The organism is Cupriavidus sp. 2TAF22 (assembly GCF_052115045.1).
Lineage (GTDB): Bacteria > Pseudomonadota > Gammaproteobacteria > Burkholderiales > Burkholderiaceae > Cupriavidus.
Genome location: NZ_JBFRFX010000030.1, coordinates 1 through 16,175, shown reverse-complemented (window position 1 = coordinate 16,175; position 16,175 = coordinate 1). Strand labels below are relative to the sequence as shown.

The window sequence follows — 16,175 nt, the reverse complement described above, 5'->3', positions numbered from 1 at the left end:
TCCATCGGTTGGATTGCGCCCTGGAGTAGAAGCCGCGCGTCTTTCGGCGAGAGTACTCGACGACGTTAGCGGGCGTATGCGGGCTCTTATGCCAGAGTCGTCCGCAAGCTGCCTGCCCACTGGCTTCTGGAACAGTGCCGCAGTTTCACCAATTGGTGTCGAGGAGGAAACAGTGAGTGTTCTGATGCGTATCTACCCAGGTATGGACTTCGTACCTACGATAGTGACTTCAACGGAGGTACGTTGGTGGTGCCTCGCCTTGGAAGCTCTCATGTTAATCGGCTCACAACTTCACCGGCTTTGACCAGCGCAGAATGCAGCATTGAGGTCAGTGCGCTTGCCATTGAGTGATCAACCAATACAGGCCACGGAATTGATGCAAGAAATGGATACGCGTTGATCAATAACAGCAGAACATTTCTGCGCATGGGGTGTGCTTGGTGTCGTGCATTGTTGGCATCTCCGTTATCGCATGCTGGCCAATCTCCGGTATGGCCGCTTCGTCTAGGTTGACGCGATGCGACGGCGGCGAGCGTTATTACGCGATATGAGACCCGCCAGGCGCCTCCGCGCAACCATTTCCTTTCATATGGGAGAATTTGCCATGAAGATCGTCGTAATCGGTGGTTCCGGCCTGATCGGCTCGCGTGTTGCCGCGCTGCTCAGCAAGGCGGGCCACGAGGTGCTCGCCGCGTCGCCGCGCAGCGGTGTGAACACAGTTACGGGCGACGGCCTGAGCGACGCGCTCGCGGGCGCGGACGTCGTCGTGGATGTGACGAATGCGCCGTCATGGGAGCCCCAGGCGGTGCTCGATTTCTTCCGCACCTCGGCGCGCAATCTCGGCAAGTCTGAAGTGGCCGCAGGCGTGCGCCATCACGTCGCGCTGTCGATCGTCGGCGCCGACCGCATGGCGGAGAACGCGTATTTCGCTGCCAAGGTCGCGCAGGAGGAGGGGGTCGAAGCAGCGGGGGTGCCATACACGATCGTGCGCGCGACGCAATTCATGGAATTCATCGGCGGTATCGCGGATTTCAGCACTGAGGGCGGCACAGCGCGCGTCGGCGATGGGCTGTTTCAGCCGATCGCCGCGAATGACGTCGCGAGCGCTCTCGCACAGGTTGCACTCGCTGCCCCGCTGAACGGCACGGTCGAGATCGCGGGCCCGGACCGCGCACCCTTCGCGGACATCGTCGCGCGTTATCTAAAATCAGTGGGCGACGCACGCCCGGTAGTGACGGATCGCGACGCGCGGTACTACGGCGGGCGTGTCGAACAACAGTCGCTCGTGCCGCTCGGCGACGCGCGGATTGGCCGCATCAGTCTCGACCAGTGGCTCGCGCAGGCCAAAAAAGACTGATCCCGGGCTACCAACGACATGTTTCGGGCCAGCGGAAATGATCAATCAGACTCATCGGAGCGCGGCATTCGTCTCAGCTTGCCGAATCGCGCTGACGCGTTGTCCACGAGTTTTGCCGCGAGTTATACAGGCATCATGGCATTCATAGCCGTGGCGAACGAGGGGAGTTTCACCAAGGCCGCCGAGCGTTTGGGCATCGGCAGACCAGCAGTCAGCCGGAACGTCCAGAAACTCGAAGCATTGTTGAGTACGCGACTCTTTTTGCGCACCACGCGCACCACTCAATTGACGAGCGAAGGCCAACGGTTCTTCGAGAACTGTCACCAGGGTGTCACGCACATCGTAGAGGCCATGAATGACATGCTGGAGCTGCGCCAGGGCCCGCCGCGCGGCATTGTCCGTATCAGCTCGACGGTAGGTTTCGGCAGAAAGGTGGTCGCGCCGCTGCTGGAGATATTCATGAAAGCCTACCCCGAGATCGGCATCGATCTGCTGCTCGACGACCGGCCGACCGACTTTGCCTCCGAGAAAATCGACGTCGCGTTCCGCAAAGGCCGCATCGAGGACTCCAGCATCATTGCCAAGCAACTCATTCCGATGCAGATGGCGCTTTGCGCGGCGCCATCCTATGTGGCCACACACGGCCTGCCGCAGACGCTGGACGATCTGAGCCAGCACGAGTGCATCAACTTCCGCTTTTCCAGCGGCCGGGTGTTCGAATGGGAATTCAAGGTCGACGGTCACGTGCGGAAATACATGCCGACTGCCCGTCTCACGTTCAACGATGCCGATCTGGTGCTGCAAGCGGTTCTGGAGGGACGGGGCATTGCACAGATGGCCGGCTACCAGGTCTGCGACCACTTCGCAGCTAACGAACTCGTCATGGCGCTGGCCGGGCATGCCCCCGATGACCGAGGGCACTACATCTGCTACCTCAGTCGGCAACACTTGCCGACTCGCATTCGCGTCTTCATCGACTTCATGACGGAGAAAATCCGTGCACTCGACCTGAATTGTCTGACTGAATTCAATGCGGACAACGGTGTCCGCGGTGGTGGTCGCCTCGCCTGGCCCCTTCATGTTACGGACTGACGCATTGGTGCTAAAGAGGAAACGCCGAGGGGCTCGGTAAGTGCCTACCCCGGGATGACTTCGGTGCTTACCATGCCTTATCGGCATCCGGACGATGCAATGGAGGCGCTATCAGGACAAATCGGTAGGATAGGCGGGCACGGTAAACTGAAATACGGCGCCGCGAGTCATATTCGCGTCCAGCCGTAGCGTTCCGCCGTGCGCTTGTACGATCGAGCGGCATATGGACAGCCCGATGCCCATTCCCCCGCTCTTCGTCGTATAGAACGGCTCAAAGAGGTGCGCGATGTTCTCGGCTGCGACACCCGGCCCCGAATCGCGCACCGCTACAAGGACGGCACTCGGCTCATCCTTGCTGGTGCTAATCGTCAGTTCCCGCGGTCCGTCGTCAACCGTGCTCATCGCTTCAATGGCGTTGACAATCAGGTTCAGCATCGCCTGTTGGAGTTGTACCCGGTCGCCTTGAACGAGTGGCAGGTCCTCTGCAAGCTCCATCTGCACGGAAACGTTGTGTTTCATGGCTTCACCGCGCGTCAGGGTAATGACATCACGAATCGCTTCGTTGATCTGGACACATTCCATATACATCGGGGCATTTTTGACGAGACCACGTATGCGGTTCATGATCTCGCCGGCGCGCTTTGCGTCGTTGGTGATACGCTCCAACGCCAGCCGAACCTCCTCCAAATTTGGCAGCCGGGCGCCAAGCCAGCGTAGACCCGCCTCGGCATTGGCGGCGCACGCGAAGATTGGTTGCTTCAGCTCATGGCTGATCGAGGCTGTGATCTGCCCCATCGTCGTGATGCGGTTTGCGTGTGCCAACGCGGTCTGGATCTCGCGGTAGCGGCGCTCGCTTTCGCGCGCTTCGGCCTCCGCGCGCTTACGTTCGGTCAAATCGAGCACGAATGCGACACCCTGATCCGCGCTTTCATCGAAGCTCGCCACGCCGATCAGCACGGGCACCCGGCTGCCATCCCTTCGGAAATACTCCTTCTCGAACGGTTGCAGTCGGCCAGTCCTCCTGAGCTCTGGCAGCCATTGGTGGACATCGCGCTCCAGCCATTCCGGCGGCGTCAGGTCGATCCAGCGGAGGTGACTGCAGATGAGATCCCGACGTTCGTAACCCAGGATGCGGAGGAATGCGTCGTTGGCCTCGATGATGCGGCCTCCGAGTTCCCAGATGAAGATGCCGATAATGTCGGCGTCGACCAAGCGCTGGATCTTGGCTTCGCGCTCTTCAAGCTGTTGGTTCAGTATCGTCAAGGATTTCAAGTCAGCCTGCAACACGTCGCGGCACATGAGCAGAAGCCTGAGGAAGGGCTCGCAATAGTCGTTTCTCTCTTTGTCAAGCGCGCAAATCGTTCCGAAGATCTCGCCATCGGGCCAACTGATCGGGACACCCAGGTACGAGATCATTCCGAGTTTGATATCAGGGTTCGATTTCCACGCCTCGTCCTGGAGAGCGTCAGAAACAAGCAGCGGTTGGCGCGTCTTCATCACGGTCTCGCAATACAGCCCCGTGTTCAAAGGCGCGGTTTCGGCCGGATCGTAAGGATTCCCTGTGGACTCGCTGGATACGAAGACCTTTATGTTCGGCGGCTCTACTTGCATGATCAGTGCGGAAGGAACGCGCATGATCTCGGCGAGCAGATTGACAATCTCTTGCCACTTCTTGACGGTTTCGGGCGGTATAGGGATGGAATGCAGCATGATCGCTATTGCGCTGAGGAAGGATTGACCTCATCGAATCCTGTTCTCACGACAGGTGCCGGCTCCATTGCCGCATCCCGCAGTGCAGATCGGGTGGCAGTCTCCAAAGTTGAGCGCCTATCTCGGCTTGAATGGTAGTCCTTGTTCTGGCCGATTGCGACATGACCTTGGATTCCCATTTGGTACGTTGCTTCTCCCCGATGTGGCCTTGTCCCATTAGACGGCCCGAACAGTGTCGAAACGGGCACCTCTGCGGCACTTCTGGCCCTCGCACTGCGCGGCAATCAGGACGGATCGGACCGATAGGCGGGCACGGTGAACTGAACGATCGCGCCGCGCGGCAGGTTGGCGCTGACCGACAGACGACCGCCATGCGCATCGATGATCGAACGGCAGATCGACAGCCCCATTCCAAGACCGGTGGGCTTGGTTGTATAAAAGGGCACGAAGGCGTGATCGGCACTCTGCGGAGCAAAGCCAGGCCCCGAATCACGCACGGTGACGAGCACGCACCCGGGTTCCGCAACCCCTGAGCTGATAAGTAATTGCCGCGTGCCGTCGCTGACTTCGCGCATCGCCTCGAGCGCGTTGATGATGAGGTTCAGCAGCACTTGCTGCAGCGCGACGCGGTCGCCTTCGATATCTGGCAAGCCGTCCGAGAGTTGCGTCCGGACCGAGGCACCGCTCTTGGCGGTCTCTCCCCGGGTCAGCTCGATCACCTCGCGGATCGCCTCGTTAATGTCCACCGGCTCCTTGCGCGGTGGCGCCTTCCTGACCAGCTCGCGGATACGGTGCAGCACATCAGCGGCCCGATTGGCATCCTTGATGATCCGCCCAAGCACCTGTCCGACCTCGTCGATGTCGGGCGGCCGGGCGCTCAGCCAGCGCAGCGCGGCCTGGGCATTGGTTACCGTCGCAGCGATCGGTTGGTTGACTTCGTGCGCGATCGAGGCCGTGAGCTGCCCCATGGTGGCGAGGCGGGTAGCGTGCGCGAGCTCCGTCTGCACGTCGCGATAGCGCCGCTCGCTCTCGCGGACCCGTTCTTCCGCCTGCTTGCGCTCGGTCAGGTCGAGGACGAACGCGACTCCTTCCTTTCGGCTGTCGGCGAACGTCGCCAGACCGACGATGACGGGTACGCGGCTGCCGTCCTTCCTGATGTACTCCTTCTCGAAGGGTTGGGCGCGGCCCGTCTGCACCGCCTGCGCCAGGGCCTGTTCGCTGTCCTGGCGCGATTCCGGGGGCGTCAGGTCTATCCAGCGCACGCGACCCGAAACCAGATCCTCCCGCTCGTATCCCACCATGCGAAGGAATGCGTCGTTGGCTTCGATGATGTCACCGCCGGCATTCCAGACAATGATCCCGATGATGTTGGCATCGACGAGGCGCCGGATCTTGCCCTCCCGCTCCGCGAGGTCACGGTACAGGCGGGCATTCTCCAGCGAGCTTGCGGCCTGCGAAGCCACCAGCTTCAGCACGGCAATCCGGGTCGGGCTGAACGCGCAGGCCGTCAGGTTGTTCTCGAGGTAAAGCGCGCCCGTGAGCTTTGCCTGGTTGATCATGGGCATGCACAGAATGGATCGGGCGCGGCGCTGACGGATGTAGGGATCTGCAGCAAAAGAAGGCTCGGACGCGGCATCGTCGAGAACGACACTCTCCCGGGTACGCAGAACGTGGTAGAGAATCGACTCAGGCAGCATCTGCGCGCTTACCGGCTCATCGCGTAGCTGCAGATCGATGGCATCGCCGCCGGTCGTTGCCTGCGCTGCGATCCGCTGCTCGGCGCCGTCCGCCAGGATCAGTAGGCCGCATTCCGCGCCGGCCTGCTCGATAGCCGTGCGCATGACCATGGCGATGAGCTTGTCCAGCACGATGTCGCCCGAGGCGGCCTGCGATACCTTGAGCACGGTGGCGAGGTCCAGGTGCTCGACCGGCGTGGCGATCGTGCTCGTCGGGCCCGGCGCGGTCTCTTCCGTCCTCAGGAACGGATAGCTCTCCTCGAGTTGCCGCACCTTCCCTTCGGCGCCCCACCGCAAGTAGCCGTAGCGGGCGTCCTGCAGATACACACGGGCGATCTTCGCGAGACTACGTGCTGAATAGAAGCGGGACGCGAGTTCGTTGGCGAGCGCCTCAATGTGGACAAAGCCGCTGTCCTGCGCTGCGCGGATGGCCTGCTCGTAGCGCTGTTCGGCATCTACCACGTTGCCTTGGACGCGGGCGATCTCGGCACCGACGAGCATGGCGCGGTCCGCGAAGTTGTCCGGACAGTGTTGCGCCCAGACCTCGATCTGGTGGTGGTGCGCAGTCATCGCATCCAAATGCTGCGCCCGCTCGCTGGCGGGCGCGAAGTCACACCGGGTGGCGTGAGCCAACGCGCTGTAAAAATGATACTCGGCTTCCTCAAAGAACGACGTGGAGGTCCAGAGCAGCGGTTGCGCCTTCGCTGCGGCTGCCAGGGCTGCCGCATAGTCGCCGGCGAGATAGTACGACTGCAGTTTCCGGATCCAGTACCAGCACTCGGCCAACGCCAGGTCAGGGCAGCTCGCCAGATGGGCTTCGGTGTCAAGCTCTGCGAACTGTCCGTCATCAAAGCACCCGAACCTCGGTGTCAGGCCGCGTAGCATTCGGATGAGCGCGAGCTGCGTGGTGATGAAGTCGATGACAAGGCCGAAACGCACCTTCTTGGCGTAGGCAAGACCCTGTTCTGCTTCGCGCTGTACCTCGGCCAGCGACTCGCCACCAAACAGCAGGTCGGAGTTGAGGCTATTGCCGGCGTAGGCACCATACGGCAGGTCTCCGATCCGGTTCGCCGCGGTAAAGGCGCGACGCAACAGTTCCCGGCAGGTCCGCACGGGTTTCAGCCAGCGCACGACAAAAATCGAGAAGCACAGATAAGTCTTGGCCTCAAAGCGCTTGAGTCCGCGCCGGCCGACGAGCTCGCACCCGAGCAGGCCGAACCGGTATCCGGCCTGATAGTCGCCGAAACGCCGCCCCGCGACCCGGCAGACGTTGGCGTAAAGCACGCAAGAGGCATCGCAGTTGCCATACTCAAGGCTGAGGCTGACCGCCTTGCAAATCGTCAGGCAAGCCAGGTTTGCATCGGTCTGCAAGGCCGGCGCGAATAGCTTGCTCAGTGCCTCGACGGTCCCAAGGGTGGCCGCGTCCTCCATCAGCGGCAAATCGACCAGTTCCTCGATGGTTCGATCACCCAACTGCGACCAGATGCGATCGTATTCGCTCCGCACGTCCGCATCGTCCGGATGGGGTGACCACTGGATGCCGACATGCTGCAGGTAGGCCAGACAAACCGCGACCGCGCGGTCGCTGCGATCCAGGACCAAGTAGACATCCAGTTGCAGGCATGTGACCAAGGCTTTCTCGACCGTGGTTGTGGCGCGCGCTGACAGCGCCGCCAGGCGCTCATCTGCCACGGACAACTGCCCCGTCAGGAATTCGCATTCGGCCCGGTTCAGCTCCAGCGCAAACATCAGGCCGTGCCTGCGCGGCCAGCAATCGCCGTCCAGCAGTTCCGCACCGCTCACCAGATAGGTGAGAGCCGATGCATAGGCAGTGGATGCCTTGGCACGCTGGCCGGCGAGGAGGTTGAACTCCGCCAGTTGCTCCCGTTCATGCTGCGCGGTGATCAGAGCGGCGCCGCGATTGAGTTGGCCAACGATCTCGAAAATTTCCTCCTCTCGATTCTCCGGGGGGGTCTGCGCGGCGAGCAGGCGCCCGATGCGCAGATGGGCCTCGGTGCGCGAGGTTTCAGGGATCAGTGAATATGCAGCTTCATGGACCCTATCGTGGACAAAGGCGTAGCAAGTGTCCTGTCGCTCGACTAGCTGCTGGCGGGTCGCCTCCCACAGCGCCGCGTGGACCTGCGCCGGCGGTCGCCCGAGAACGGTAGACAGCGCGGCGACCTCGGCGACGTTCCCGAGGCAGGCAAGCTGCTGCAACGCGTGCAGAGTCCCCGCCGGCAGGCGGGTCAGCTTGCCGGCCATCAGGTCCACAACATTATCGGTGTAGCCCTTGGCATGGATGCGGTCTGGATCCCAGTGCCAATGCCTCGCCCCATGATCGAGGGCGAGCAGATCCTCGTCAACAAGGGCGTGCAGGAACTGGATCACGAAGAACGGGTTGCCGCCGGTCTTGTCATGCACCAGGTGCGCCAATGGCTCGATGCGCTTTGGCTCGCATCGCAGCGCCTCCGCGATCAACTGCCTGACGTGCTCGCTGGCGAGCGGCGCCAGCGTGATTTCATCGATCTTGACCCCCGCGTTGCGGATCTCCTGGAGCTTGACCATCAGTGGATGCGTTGCGTCCACCTCGTTGTCGCGGTAGGCGCCGATCAGCATCAGGTGCTGCAGGTCCGATCCGGTCAGCAGGTCTTCGAGCAGGTCGAGCGTCGCGGCATCGAGCCACTGAAGATCGTCAAGAAATAAGGCGAGCGGATGTTCCGGCCGTGCAAACACACTGATAAAGCGCCGGAACACGAGCAGGAAGCGGCGTTGCGCCTGTTGCGGCTCGAGTACCGTGACCGGTGGCGGCTCACCGATGATGAGCTTCAGCTCCGGGATCAGGTCGGTCATGAGCCGGGCATTTGGGTCCAGCGCTTCGAGCAACTCGGCGCGCCAACTCGCCAGCTCCGTGTCGCGTTTGCCAAGCAGCGGCCGCACTAGATTTTGGAACGCCTGCACCAGCGTCGAATAGGGGATGTCGCGCTTGTACTGGTCGAATTTTCCGGACGCAAACAACCCGCGCGGCGGCACCAACACCTTGTGCAACTCGTTGACGACCGACGATTTGCCGATGCCGGAATAGCCCGAGACCAGCACCAGTTCCGGGGCGCCTTTACTGATTGTGCGCTCGAATGCGGCCACCAGCGTGTGGACCTCTCGTTCACGCCCGTACAGCTTCTCGGGAATGAGCAAGCGGTCGGGCGTGCCGTGTTCGTCCAGGGGAAAGTCATCGATGCGGCGCTGCCGGTGCCAGTCGTCCAAGCAGCGCTGCAGATCATGCTCGACACCTGCGGCCGTCTGGTAGCGCTCTTCGGCCGTCTTGGCGAGGAGCTTCATCACGATGTGCGAGACCATAGCCGGGACGGTTGCCTCCCGCGCGCAGGGTGGCGTCGGCATGCGGGCGATATGACAATGCACCCACTCCATGGGATCGGCGGCCGCAAACGGCAGCGTACCGGTCAGCATCTCGTAGAGCGTGACGCCAAGCGCATAGAGGTCGCTGCGCGAATCGATCGAGCGATTCATCCGTCCGGTCTGCTCGGGCGCCATGTAGGCAAGCGTGCCGGCAATGGTCTCTGGCGGCCCGGGCGGCTGACGCTCGCGCGGCAGCCGCGATGTGAGGCCGAACCCCGTAAGGCGCACCTGGCCGTTGGCACAGTTCACCAGGATATGGGTGGGTTTTAGATCCTTATGGACCAGGCCGCGCCGGTGCAACTTGCCCAGCGCCGCAGCGATACAGACCGCGAGCCGCAGGAACTCGCTCACCTCCATGGGGGCGCCGAGCAGACGCGAAAGCGGCTCGCCGCCTGGGTCCTCCAGCACCAGCAGGGTCCGGCCTGCCTCGCGTGCCAACCCCAGCGGGCGCACCGCCCAGCTGCCATCGAGCTCCTCCTTCAGGCCGAACTCGTGAGCGAGGCGATCCAGGCTGGCCGGCAGGGGATGTTCAGCCGCGGGCCGAGCGAGCAGCACGTCCTGGTCGCCGCCGTTGCCGGGCCGCCGCACGCGACAGAAAACGCGCTCCCCATCGTCCCACAAGACCTGAGGGGCGCTACCCATCGGTTCCGGAACCATATGCAGCTCTCCATCCGCCGCACGCTGCCATCAGGCTGCCACCCGACCTGCAATGGAATGGCGACATGAGTCCGATTCAGCCGGGGCAGGGTACACGCCAGAAGCCAACGCCACAAAGGCGACAAGCCTACAGAATACACGGTGGTGACCGCGTCGCCGCCGGTCGTGATGGAAGGGATGGAAGGGATGGAAGGGAGGGCAGGGATGGGCGGGATGGGAGAGCAGCGGCTCGCTTTAGCCAGTGGCCAGGTAACAGATTTCGCCGCCGCCCCGTTCGTGGCGCAACAGGCACTTTGTGATGATTTATCCCTGGCGGACTCGGCCCGATCTGTCTGCCGGGACAGCTGCGGGGCGGGAAGGACAGCTTTGGTGGCGAACCCCACTTATGCAGCCAACTTCTCAGGCGGGCTGTTGGCGACACCTGCATAGATGCCGTCCCGGTAGGCCAGATCGAGTGCGCGGACCTGTTCGGTCATGAAGTCGATGAAGACGCGGATGCGCCTCGGCAAATGCTGCCGGCAGAGGTAGCAGATATAGTGGCCCCGGTCGTCCGGCATATGCGGCGCCAAGGCCATGACAAGCGCGTCGCGCGCAAGGTGCTCACGTACCTGGTATCCCGCCATCTGGGCGATGCCGCGGCCGTCAAGAGCTGCCCGCAAGACAAGATCCTCGTCATTGAACGTCAGCCGGGCGGTCGGAAGATACCTGCGCCGCTGGCCGTCAACTTTGAACTCCCACTCGCAGATACGGCCGCCGGGAAATCGGAAGTTGATACAGTCGTGCTGGCTCAGTGCATCCAGCGTGGCGGGCAGCCCCCGCTTTGCGGCATAGGATCGGGACGCGCAAAGCACCGTCTGCATCGGGGTCAGTTGCTTTGCGATGATGCTGGCATCCTCGATGCGGCCATTGCGGAACGCGACATCGATCTGTTCGGCGGCGAAATCCGCTGGCCGGTCATCCAGCATCAGGTCGACCGCGATATCGGGGTAAAGCTCGGCAAACCTGGAGAGCAGCGGCGCAACCACCTTGCGTCCAAAGTCGACGGGCACGCTGATGCGCAGCAAGCCGCGCGGCGGTCCCTGGCGAAGCTCCAGCATGTCATTCATCGCCTCGACAATATGGGCCACGCCGCGGTTGCAGTTCTCGAAGAACCTCTCGCCCTCCCGCGTCAAGTGTGTTGACCGCGTGGTGCGCAGGAACAGCCGGGTGCTCAGCTGCATTTCAAGCTTCTGCACGTTCCGGCAGACCGCCGAGCGGCCGACCCCTAATCGTTCACCGGCCTTGACGAAGCTTCCCTCCGTCGCGACGGCCATGAACGCGATGATTCCCGTGTAGCTTGTCGCGAAGCATGCTGACAAGTCGTCAGCGGGAGTGGGCAAGCCAACGCGAAAGCCACGCTGCGAAATATCCGATTGGTCCATTGCTGACTCCCACGCTTGCTCAGGACGCTTGCGAACGCACTGCGCGATCGCATTGCCCTAGAGCAAAGGGTAGCTGGCGGGCGCCGCAAAACCATTCTACGGAGCGGTGGCGTTGATCCTACGTAGGCGTCGAGCGCTCATACTCGGGTATAACGCAGCGTGAGAGTGGAGGCCGGAAGTGCAGCATCCATTGCGCAGGACTCTTCCTGATCGTGGACTGAGGTGTCCTATACGTTCGTATGATTCCCAGGCGCTGTCATGGGAATTATGCTTGGTATCGTAGTGCTACGCCGGTACCCTCTGGGTCATGAGAGGAGCGTTGGCTGCGTGGCACGCAATTCCCGAACGTCGAGGGCCGGTCTTTTGTGTTCCGCTCAAACAGTTTCGATTGTGGACGACGATGAGTCCGTCCGCCTCGCGACGGCGAGCCTGGTACGCTCGCTCGGCAGGCCTGCACGGCTGTTCGCGTCCGCGGAGGAGTTTCTGGCGTCCGGCCACATCGCCGAGACCTCATTCCTGATCTCCGACGTGATGATGCCCGGCATGTCGGGCATCGCGATGCACGACCGCATCCTTGCGCTCGGATACGCGCCGCCGACCATCTTCATAACGGCATTCCCGGGGGACGACCTGAAGGCCAGGGCCGTGGCGAACGGCGCGCTGGCTGTTCTGGATAAGCCGATTGATGCCGACGCCATTGCGCATTGGCTCAGCACCGCGCTGGACCGGCCATAGCGGACAACGACCGGCGGGATCGCCGCTTTCCGCTGGCGCCAGACTCAAGATGGCTTCTTCGGCTGCGGATTGACGCCCAGCGATTCGGACATCCTGACAAGGTCCGCAACGGATCGCGCCGCCATCTTTTTCATTACCTGCCCACGGTGGATTTTCACGGTAATCTCGCTGAGATTCAGCTCGGCGGCGATTTGCTTGTTCATCAGGCCGGCTACGACAAATCCCATGACCTCGCGTTCACGCGGCGTCAGCAAATGCAAGGCGGCACGCAGCGCCGCAATCGACTGTTCGGCCGCAAGACGCTCACCATCGCGCGTCAGCGCATTTGCAACGGCGTCGAGCATGTCCTGGTCGCGAAACGGCTTTGCGAAGAAATCGACGGCGCCCGCTTTCATGGCCTTGACCGACATCGCGATGTCGCCATGCCCGGTCATGAATACGATCGGCATGTGCACGCCGCTCTTCGCGATCTGTTCTTGGAAGGCAAGGCCGCTTTCGCCCCGCAGCCTGACGTCAAGAATCAGGCAACTGGGCGCGTCGTATTTCGGGAAAACCAGGAAGTCTTGAGACGATTCAAAGGTCTCTACCCGTAGCCCGACCGAGTGCAGCAGACCGCACAGGGCGAGCCGCATCGACTCGTCGTCGTCGACCACATAGACCACGGGCTCCTTGCGGTCGTTTGGTTTTTGGGCCGATGTCGAATGCGACGACGAACTCATCTTGCCTCCTTTTGCCGGCCGGCACCATTCCGGGCAGCGCCCGCTAATCACCGTAGGTAGTTTAGATGATCAGAACGGGCCAAATAGTGGCGCCCTCCGCGGAAGCCGCCGAACCACCAGGTCGCCCCAGGAGACGGATAGCTCACCTGAAAAATCCCAAAAAAAGCGAAAATCATTCATTCTCGATGGGCGTCGCATCGCCATGCGGGCTCGTTGGCCGTGCGACGATGCTCATAGTATCGCCGTGGATATACCCGAGTATGAGGGGGCGACGCCTATGTAGGGGCAGCAGCAGCCGTCCGTAGAATGGGCTTCGTGGCACACGACGCCTACCCTTGGCTCATGGCCGGTGCAATCTCGCAGTGCGACCGCACCACGCCGGGGAGCAAATCCGAAGTTACGCAGTGAAGTCTTTTCCCGAGGAGGACCCTCCCCGGCGGGATCCCATTGTCTTCAGTCAGGCAACGGTGACCAGCGCGTCGGTGGGTTTATCCATGAGGTCCGCTAGTGATACGGAATTCATTGCATTCAAGCTATTAGCCGCTCGTCATGGAAACTCTGTATTTTGATCAGTTCACAGCGTCGCCAGCGTGGGCCAGCGCGGACCACCATATCGAAATCGGTGCCCATCTGATTACCGAGCGCGATGGCTACACCCACCACGGCATTTATGCGGGAGAAGGACAAGTCATTCACTATGGCGGCTTTGACCGTTCCGCCAAGCGCCGTCCCATCGAATACATCCGGTTGCGTGGCTTTGCGGCAGGAAAGGGCGTCAGCATTCAGGCTGATCCCGATGCCATTTACGCCGGAACGGAAGTGGTGGAAAGAGCTAGGTCCCGCCTGGGCGAAGACAGGTATCAGGTCCTGACCAACAACTGCGAGCACTTCTGTACATGGTGTGTGTCAGGCGCCGGGCGTAGCGAGCAGGTATATCGATGCGTGCGGAACCCGTGGCTGGGGCTCAAGACGCTCTTTACGCTCGCACGGGGAAAAATCCGTGCTTATCATGAACGCGTACGGCGTATATGGACTTCAACCCAACAGATGAACACGAAAACGAGCACTTGACACGGTCAATACATATCAGTCCACGGTGGCACCGGTATCCCGCACAATCTTCCCAAGTCGCGTAGTCTCGCTGCGGATCAGCGCGCCGAATGCCTCAGACGTGCCGCCGACCACCGGCGTGCCAATCGCCTCCCAGCGCGCGCGGAACTCCGCATCCTTGAAGATTTCATTGATCACGCCGTTGAGCTTGAGCACGATAGCTTGCGGTGTTCCCGCCGGGGCCGCAATACCGTGCCACGCGACGAACTCGAAGCCTGGAAGGCCTGATTCCGCAAGCGTCGGCACATCCGGCAATGCCGGCGAACGGGTTTTGGTGGTGACAGCAAGTGGACGCAGTTTGCTCGCCTTGATATAGGTCAGCGAACTGGCGAGGATATCGAACATGACCGGTACCTGACCACCCAGGACGTCGTTCAGCGCAGGACCTGCCCCCTTGTATGCCACGTGTTGCATCTTCGTGCCCACAGCGGTATTGAACAGTTCCCCGGCAAGATGCTGCGGCGTGCCGTTGCCGGCCGAGGCGAAGCTATACTCGCCTGGCTTGTTTCTGGTCGCGGCAATGAACGATTTCACATCCTTGACTGAAGTACCAGGATTCACTTCCAGCACCAGCGGAAACGCGGAAATCTGTATGACCGGAGCCAGTTCAGTCAGCGGGTTGTACGAAAGTTGCTTGTACAGCGTCGGGTTGACCGCCATCGGGCCACTTGCGGCAAGCAGGATCGTATAGCCATCCGGTGCGGCCTTTGCCACCGCGCTCGTACCGATATTTCCCCCAGCCCCGGGGCGGCTTTCCACAACTACCGGCACCCCAAGCCGCAACTGCATGCTGGCTTGCAGCAGCCGCGCCATCAGGTCCGTCGGCCCGCCAGGCGGGTACGGCACAATAAAGTGAATCGGTTTGGACGGATAGCCTTCAGCCGCCAATGCCACCCCATGCATTCCGAGGCCGGAAGCGATTAGCAAGGCAAGCGAAACGAATCTGGCTGTCTTTTGCATGGTTGTCTCCACCTATCGTCCTTGTTGTTGAGCGGAGTATAAGGTCCCCCGATTCATTCGTTAATTTGTATTTTTCGATCGATTGATCTGTGTTGTCTATCAAAATGCCCACCACGGATTCATCGCGCAGAAGTCGCCAATAGCTGCTATCCAAAACGTGCACAAATGTGCGCGTCCGGTTCCTGCCCCGAACCCCCTGACTGACCAGGCTCGTATCTGACAGGCTTAACTTTCCCGATAGCCCCGGGTAGTGAAATCATTTGTTCAAGGTTTACGCTCGCGTTAAAGTCCCTGTCATGGCGCGTTTCACAGCTTACGCAAGTCCACTCTCGATCCTTTAACGTCAAAGCCGAATTTACCTCGCCGCAGCATGAGCAGCGCTTTGAGCTAGGAAAGAAGCGATCCGCCGTCACTAGTGTTGTCCCATACCAAGCGCTCTTGTATTCGATCTGGCGACGAATCTCCCCAAATGCCACGTCGAGAATGGCGCGGTTCAGGCCAGCCTTTTGACGGACATTTCTTCCTGGTTTGTCGACACTCCCCTTGGCGCTTGCAGTCATTCCCTGCACAGACAAGTCCTCGATGCCCAACGTTTGGTTTTCACGTGCGAGCGAGGTCGTCATCTTGTGCGTGAAGTCATTGCGAATGCACCTGATCTTTCGATGCTGATCAGCGAGCTTTCGCGATGCCTTCTCACGGTTCTTGGACGGGAGAAGACGCACCCCCGTGGGAATCCGGCCCTTTTCACCTAGGCCCATACGTTGCTTCTGCGCTTCCATCTTGCGCGACACTGACCGCTGCAACCGCGTCAACCGCTTCTGCGCCTTCTTTAGCGCACGCGGCGTCTCATAACGTTTGCCGTCAGAGCAGACGATTTCCTTGACGTTGAGGTCGACGCCGGTGACCGGGCGGCGAGCCGCCGGCTCAATCCAGCATATGTCCACCTCCTGCTGCAGCGACAGATACCAGCGCGTGCCATCGCGTGACACCGTGGCGCCCATTATCTTGCCGCCGAACCGCGGTGCCTCTTTCATCCTCACCTTGCCCAGCACGGGCAGACGTACCTGCCTTTCATCCACGGTCAGCTTGTCGTTGGCGACGTAGAAAGAATCGCGCGCCTTTCCCTTCCGCTTGAAGACAGGGCGATAAGCATTCTTTCCCCTTTTTACGTCGTCGAAGAACTTGCTCCAGGCCTTGCTCAGATTGGCAAAGGGCTGCGCATGCGAGTCACGATGCATGTCCTTCAGCCGCATGTCCTTCAGCC

General features: G+C 61.2%; 10 protein-coding genes. 4 read left to right on the top strand and 6 right to left on the bottom strand.

Annotation, left to right across the window (positions count from 1 at the left end):
• Window positions 1-604 precede the first annotated feature (604 nt).
• Both AB4Z48_RS28960 and AB4Z48_RS28955 read left to right on the top strand, forming a co-directional pair.
• Entirely contained in the window at window positions 605-1,357 is a 753-nt protein-coding gene (locus tag AB4Z48_RS28960) for an SDR family oxidoreductase (protein WP_441620365.1), read from the top strand.
• Window positions 1,358-1,375: 18 nt separating this feature from the next.
• Window positions 1,376-2,449 (top strand): LysR family transcriptional regulator, encoded by a 1,074-nt coding sequence (locus AB4Z48_RS28955; RefSeq protein ID WP_441620363.1) that lies wholly within the window; start codon window positions 1,376-1,378, stop codon window positions 2,447-2,449.
• Between the two features lie 111 nt (window positions 2,450-2,560).
• On the opposite strand, the gene AB4Z48_RS28950 is transcribed toward AB4Z48_RS28955, so the two are convergent.
• The 3 genes from AB4Z48_RS28950 to AB4Z48_RS28940 all read right to left on the bottom strand — a co-directional run bounded on the left by AB4Z48_RS28950 (window position 2,561) and on the right by AB4Z48_RS28940 (window position 11,387).
• On the bottom strand, window positions 2,561-4,159 hold the full coding sequence (locus AB4Z48_RS28950) for a GAF domain-containing sensor histidine kinase (RefSeq protein WP_441620361.1): 1,599 nt from the start codon (window positions 4,157-4,159) through the stop codon (window positions 2,561-2,563).
• Between the two features lie 284 nt (window positions 4,160-4,443).
• Complete coding sequence (locus tag AB4Z48_RS28945) at window positions 4,444-9,966, bottom strand: trifunctional serine/threonine-protein kinase/ATP-binding protein/sensor histidine kinase (protein ID WP_441620359.1); 5,523 nt, start codon at window positions 9,964-9,966, stop codon at window positions 4,444-4,446.
• A gap of 383 nt (window positions 9,967-10,349) precedes the next feature.
• Window positions 10,350-11,387, bottom strand: coding sequence for a LysR substrate-binding domain-containing protein (locus AB4Z48_RS28940; protein ID WP_441620357.1), 1,038 nt, complete (start codon window positions 11,385-11,387; stop codon window positions 10,350-10,352).
• Between the two features lie 390 nt (window positions 11,388-11,777).
• On the opposite strand from AB4Z48_RS28940, the gene AB4Z48_RS28935 reads away from it, so the two are divergent.
• Window positions 11,778-12,122, top strand: a complete 345-nt coding sequence (locus tag AB4Z48_RS28935) for a response regulator transcription factor (protein ID WP_441620355.1) — start codon at window positions 11,778-11,780, stop codon at window positions 12,120-12,122.
• Window positions 12,123-12,166: 44 nt separating this feature from the next.
• Here the strand turns inward: AB4Z48_RS28935 and AB4Z48_RS28930 are convergent, their stop codons facing one another.
• Window positions 12,167-12,841, bottom strand: a complete 675-nt coding sequence (locus AB4Z48_RS28930; protein WP_441620353.1) for a response regulator transcription factor — start codon at window positions 12,839-12,841, stop codon at window positions 12,167-12,169.
• 549 nt (window positions 12,842-13,390) lie between these two features.
• Here AB4Z48_RS28930 and AB4Z48_RS28925 point away from each other — a divergent pair.
• On the top strand, window positions 13,391-13,912 hold the full coding sequence (locus AB4Z48_RS28925) for a lecithin retinol acyltransferase family protein (RefSeq protein ID WP_441620351.1): 522 nt from the start codon (window positions 13,391-13,393) through the stop codon (window positions 13,910-13,912).
• A 15-nt stretch (window positions 13,913-13,927) separates the two neighbouring features.
• On the opposite strand, the gene AB4Z48_RS28920 is transcribed toward AB4Z48_RS28925, so the two are convergent.
• Entirely contained in the window at window positions 13,928-14,911 is a 984-nt protein-coding gene (locus AB4Z48_RS28920) for a Bug family tripartite tricarboxylate transporter substrate binding protein (protein ID WP_441620349.1), read from the bottom strand.
• Between the two features lie 146 nt (window positions 14,912-15,057).
• The coding region (locus tag AB4Z48_RS28915) for an RNA-guided endonuclease InsQ/TnpB family protein (RefSeq protein WP_441620348.1) at window positions 15,058-16,175 on the bottom strand (1,118 nt) is incomplete at its 5' end.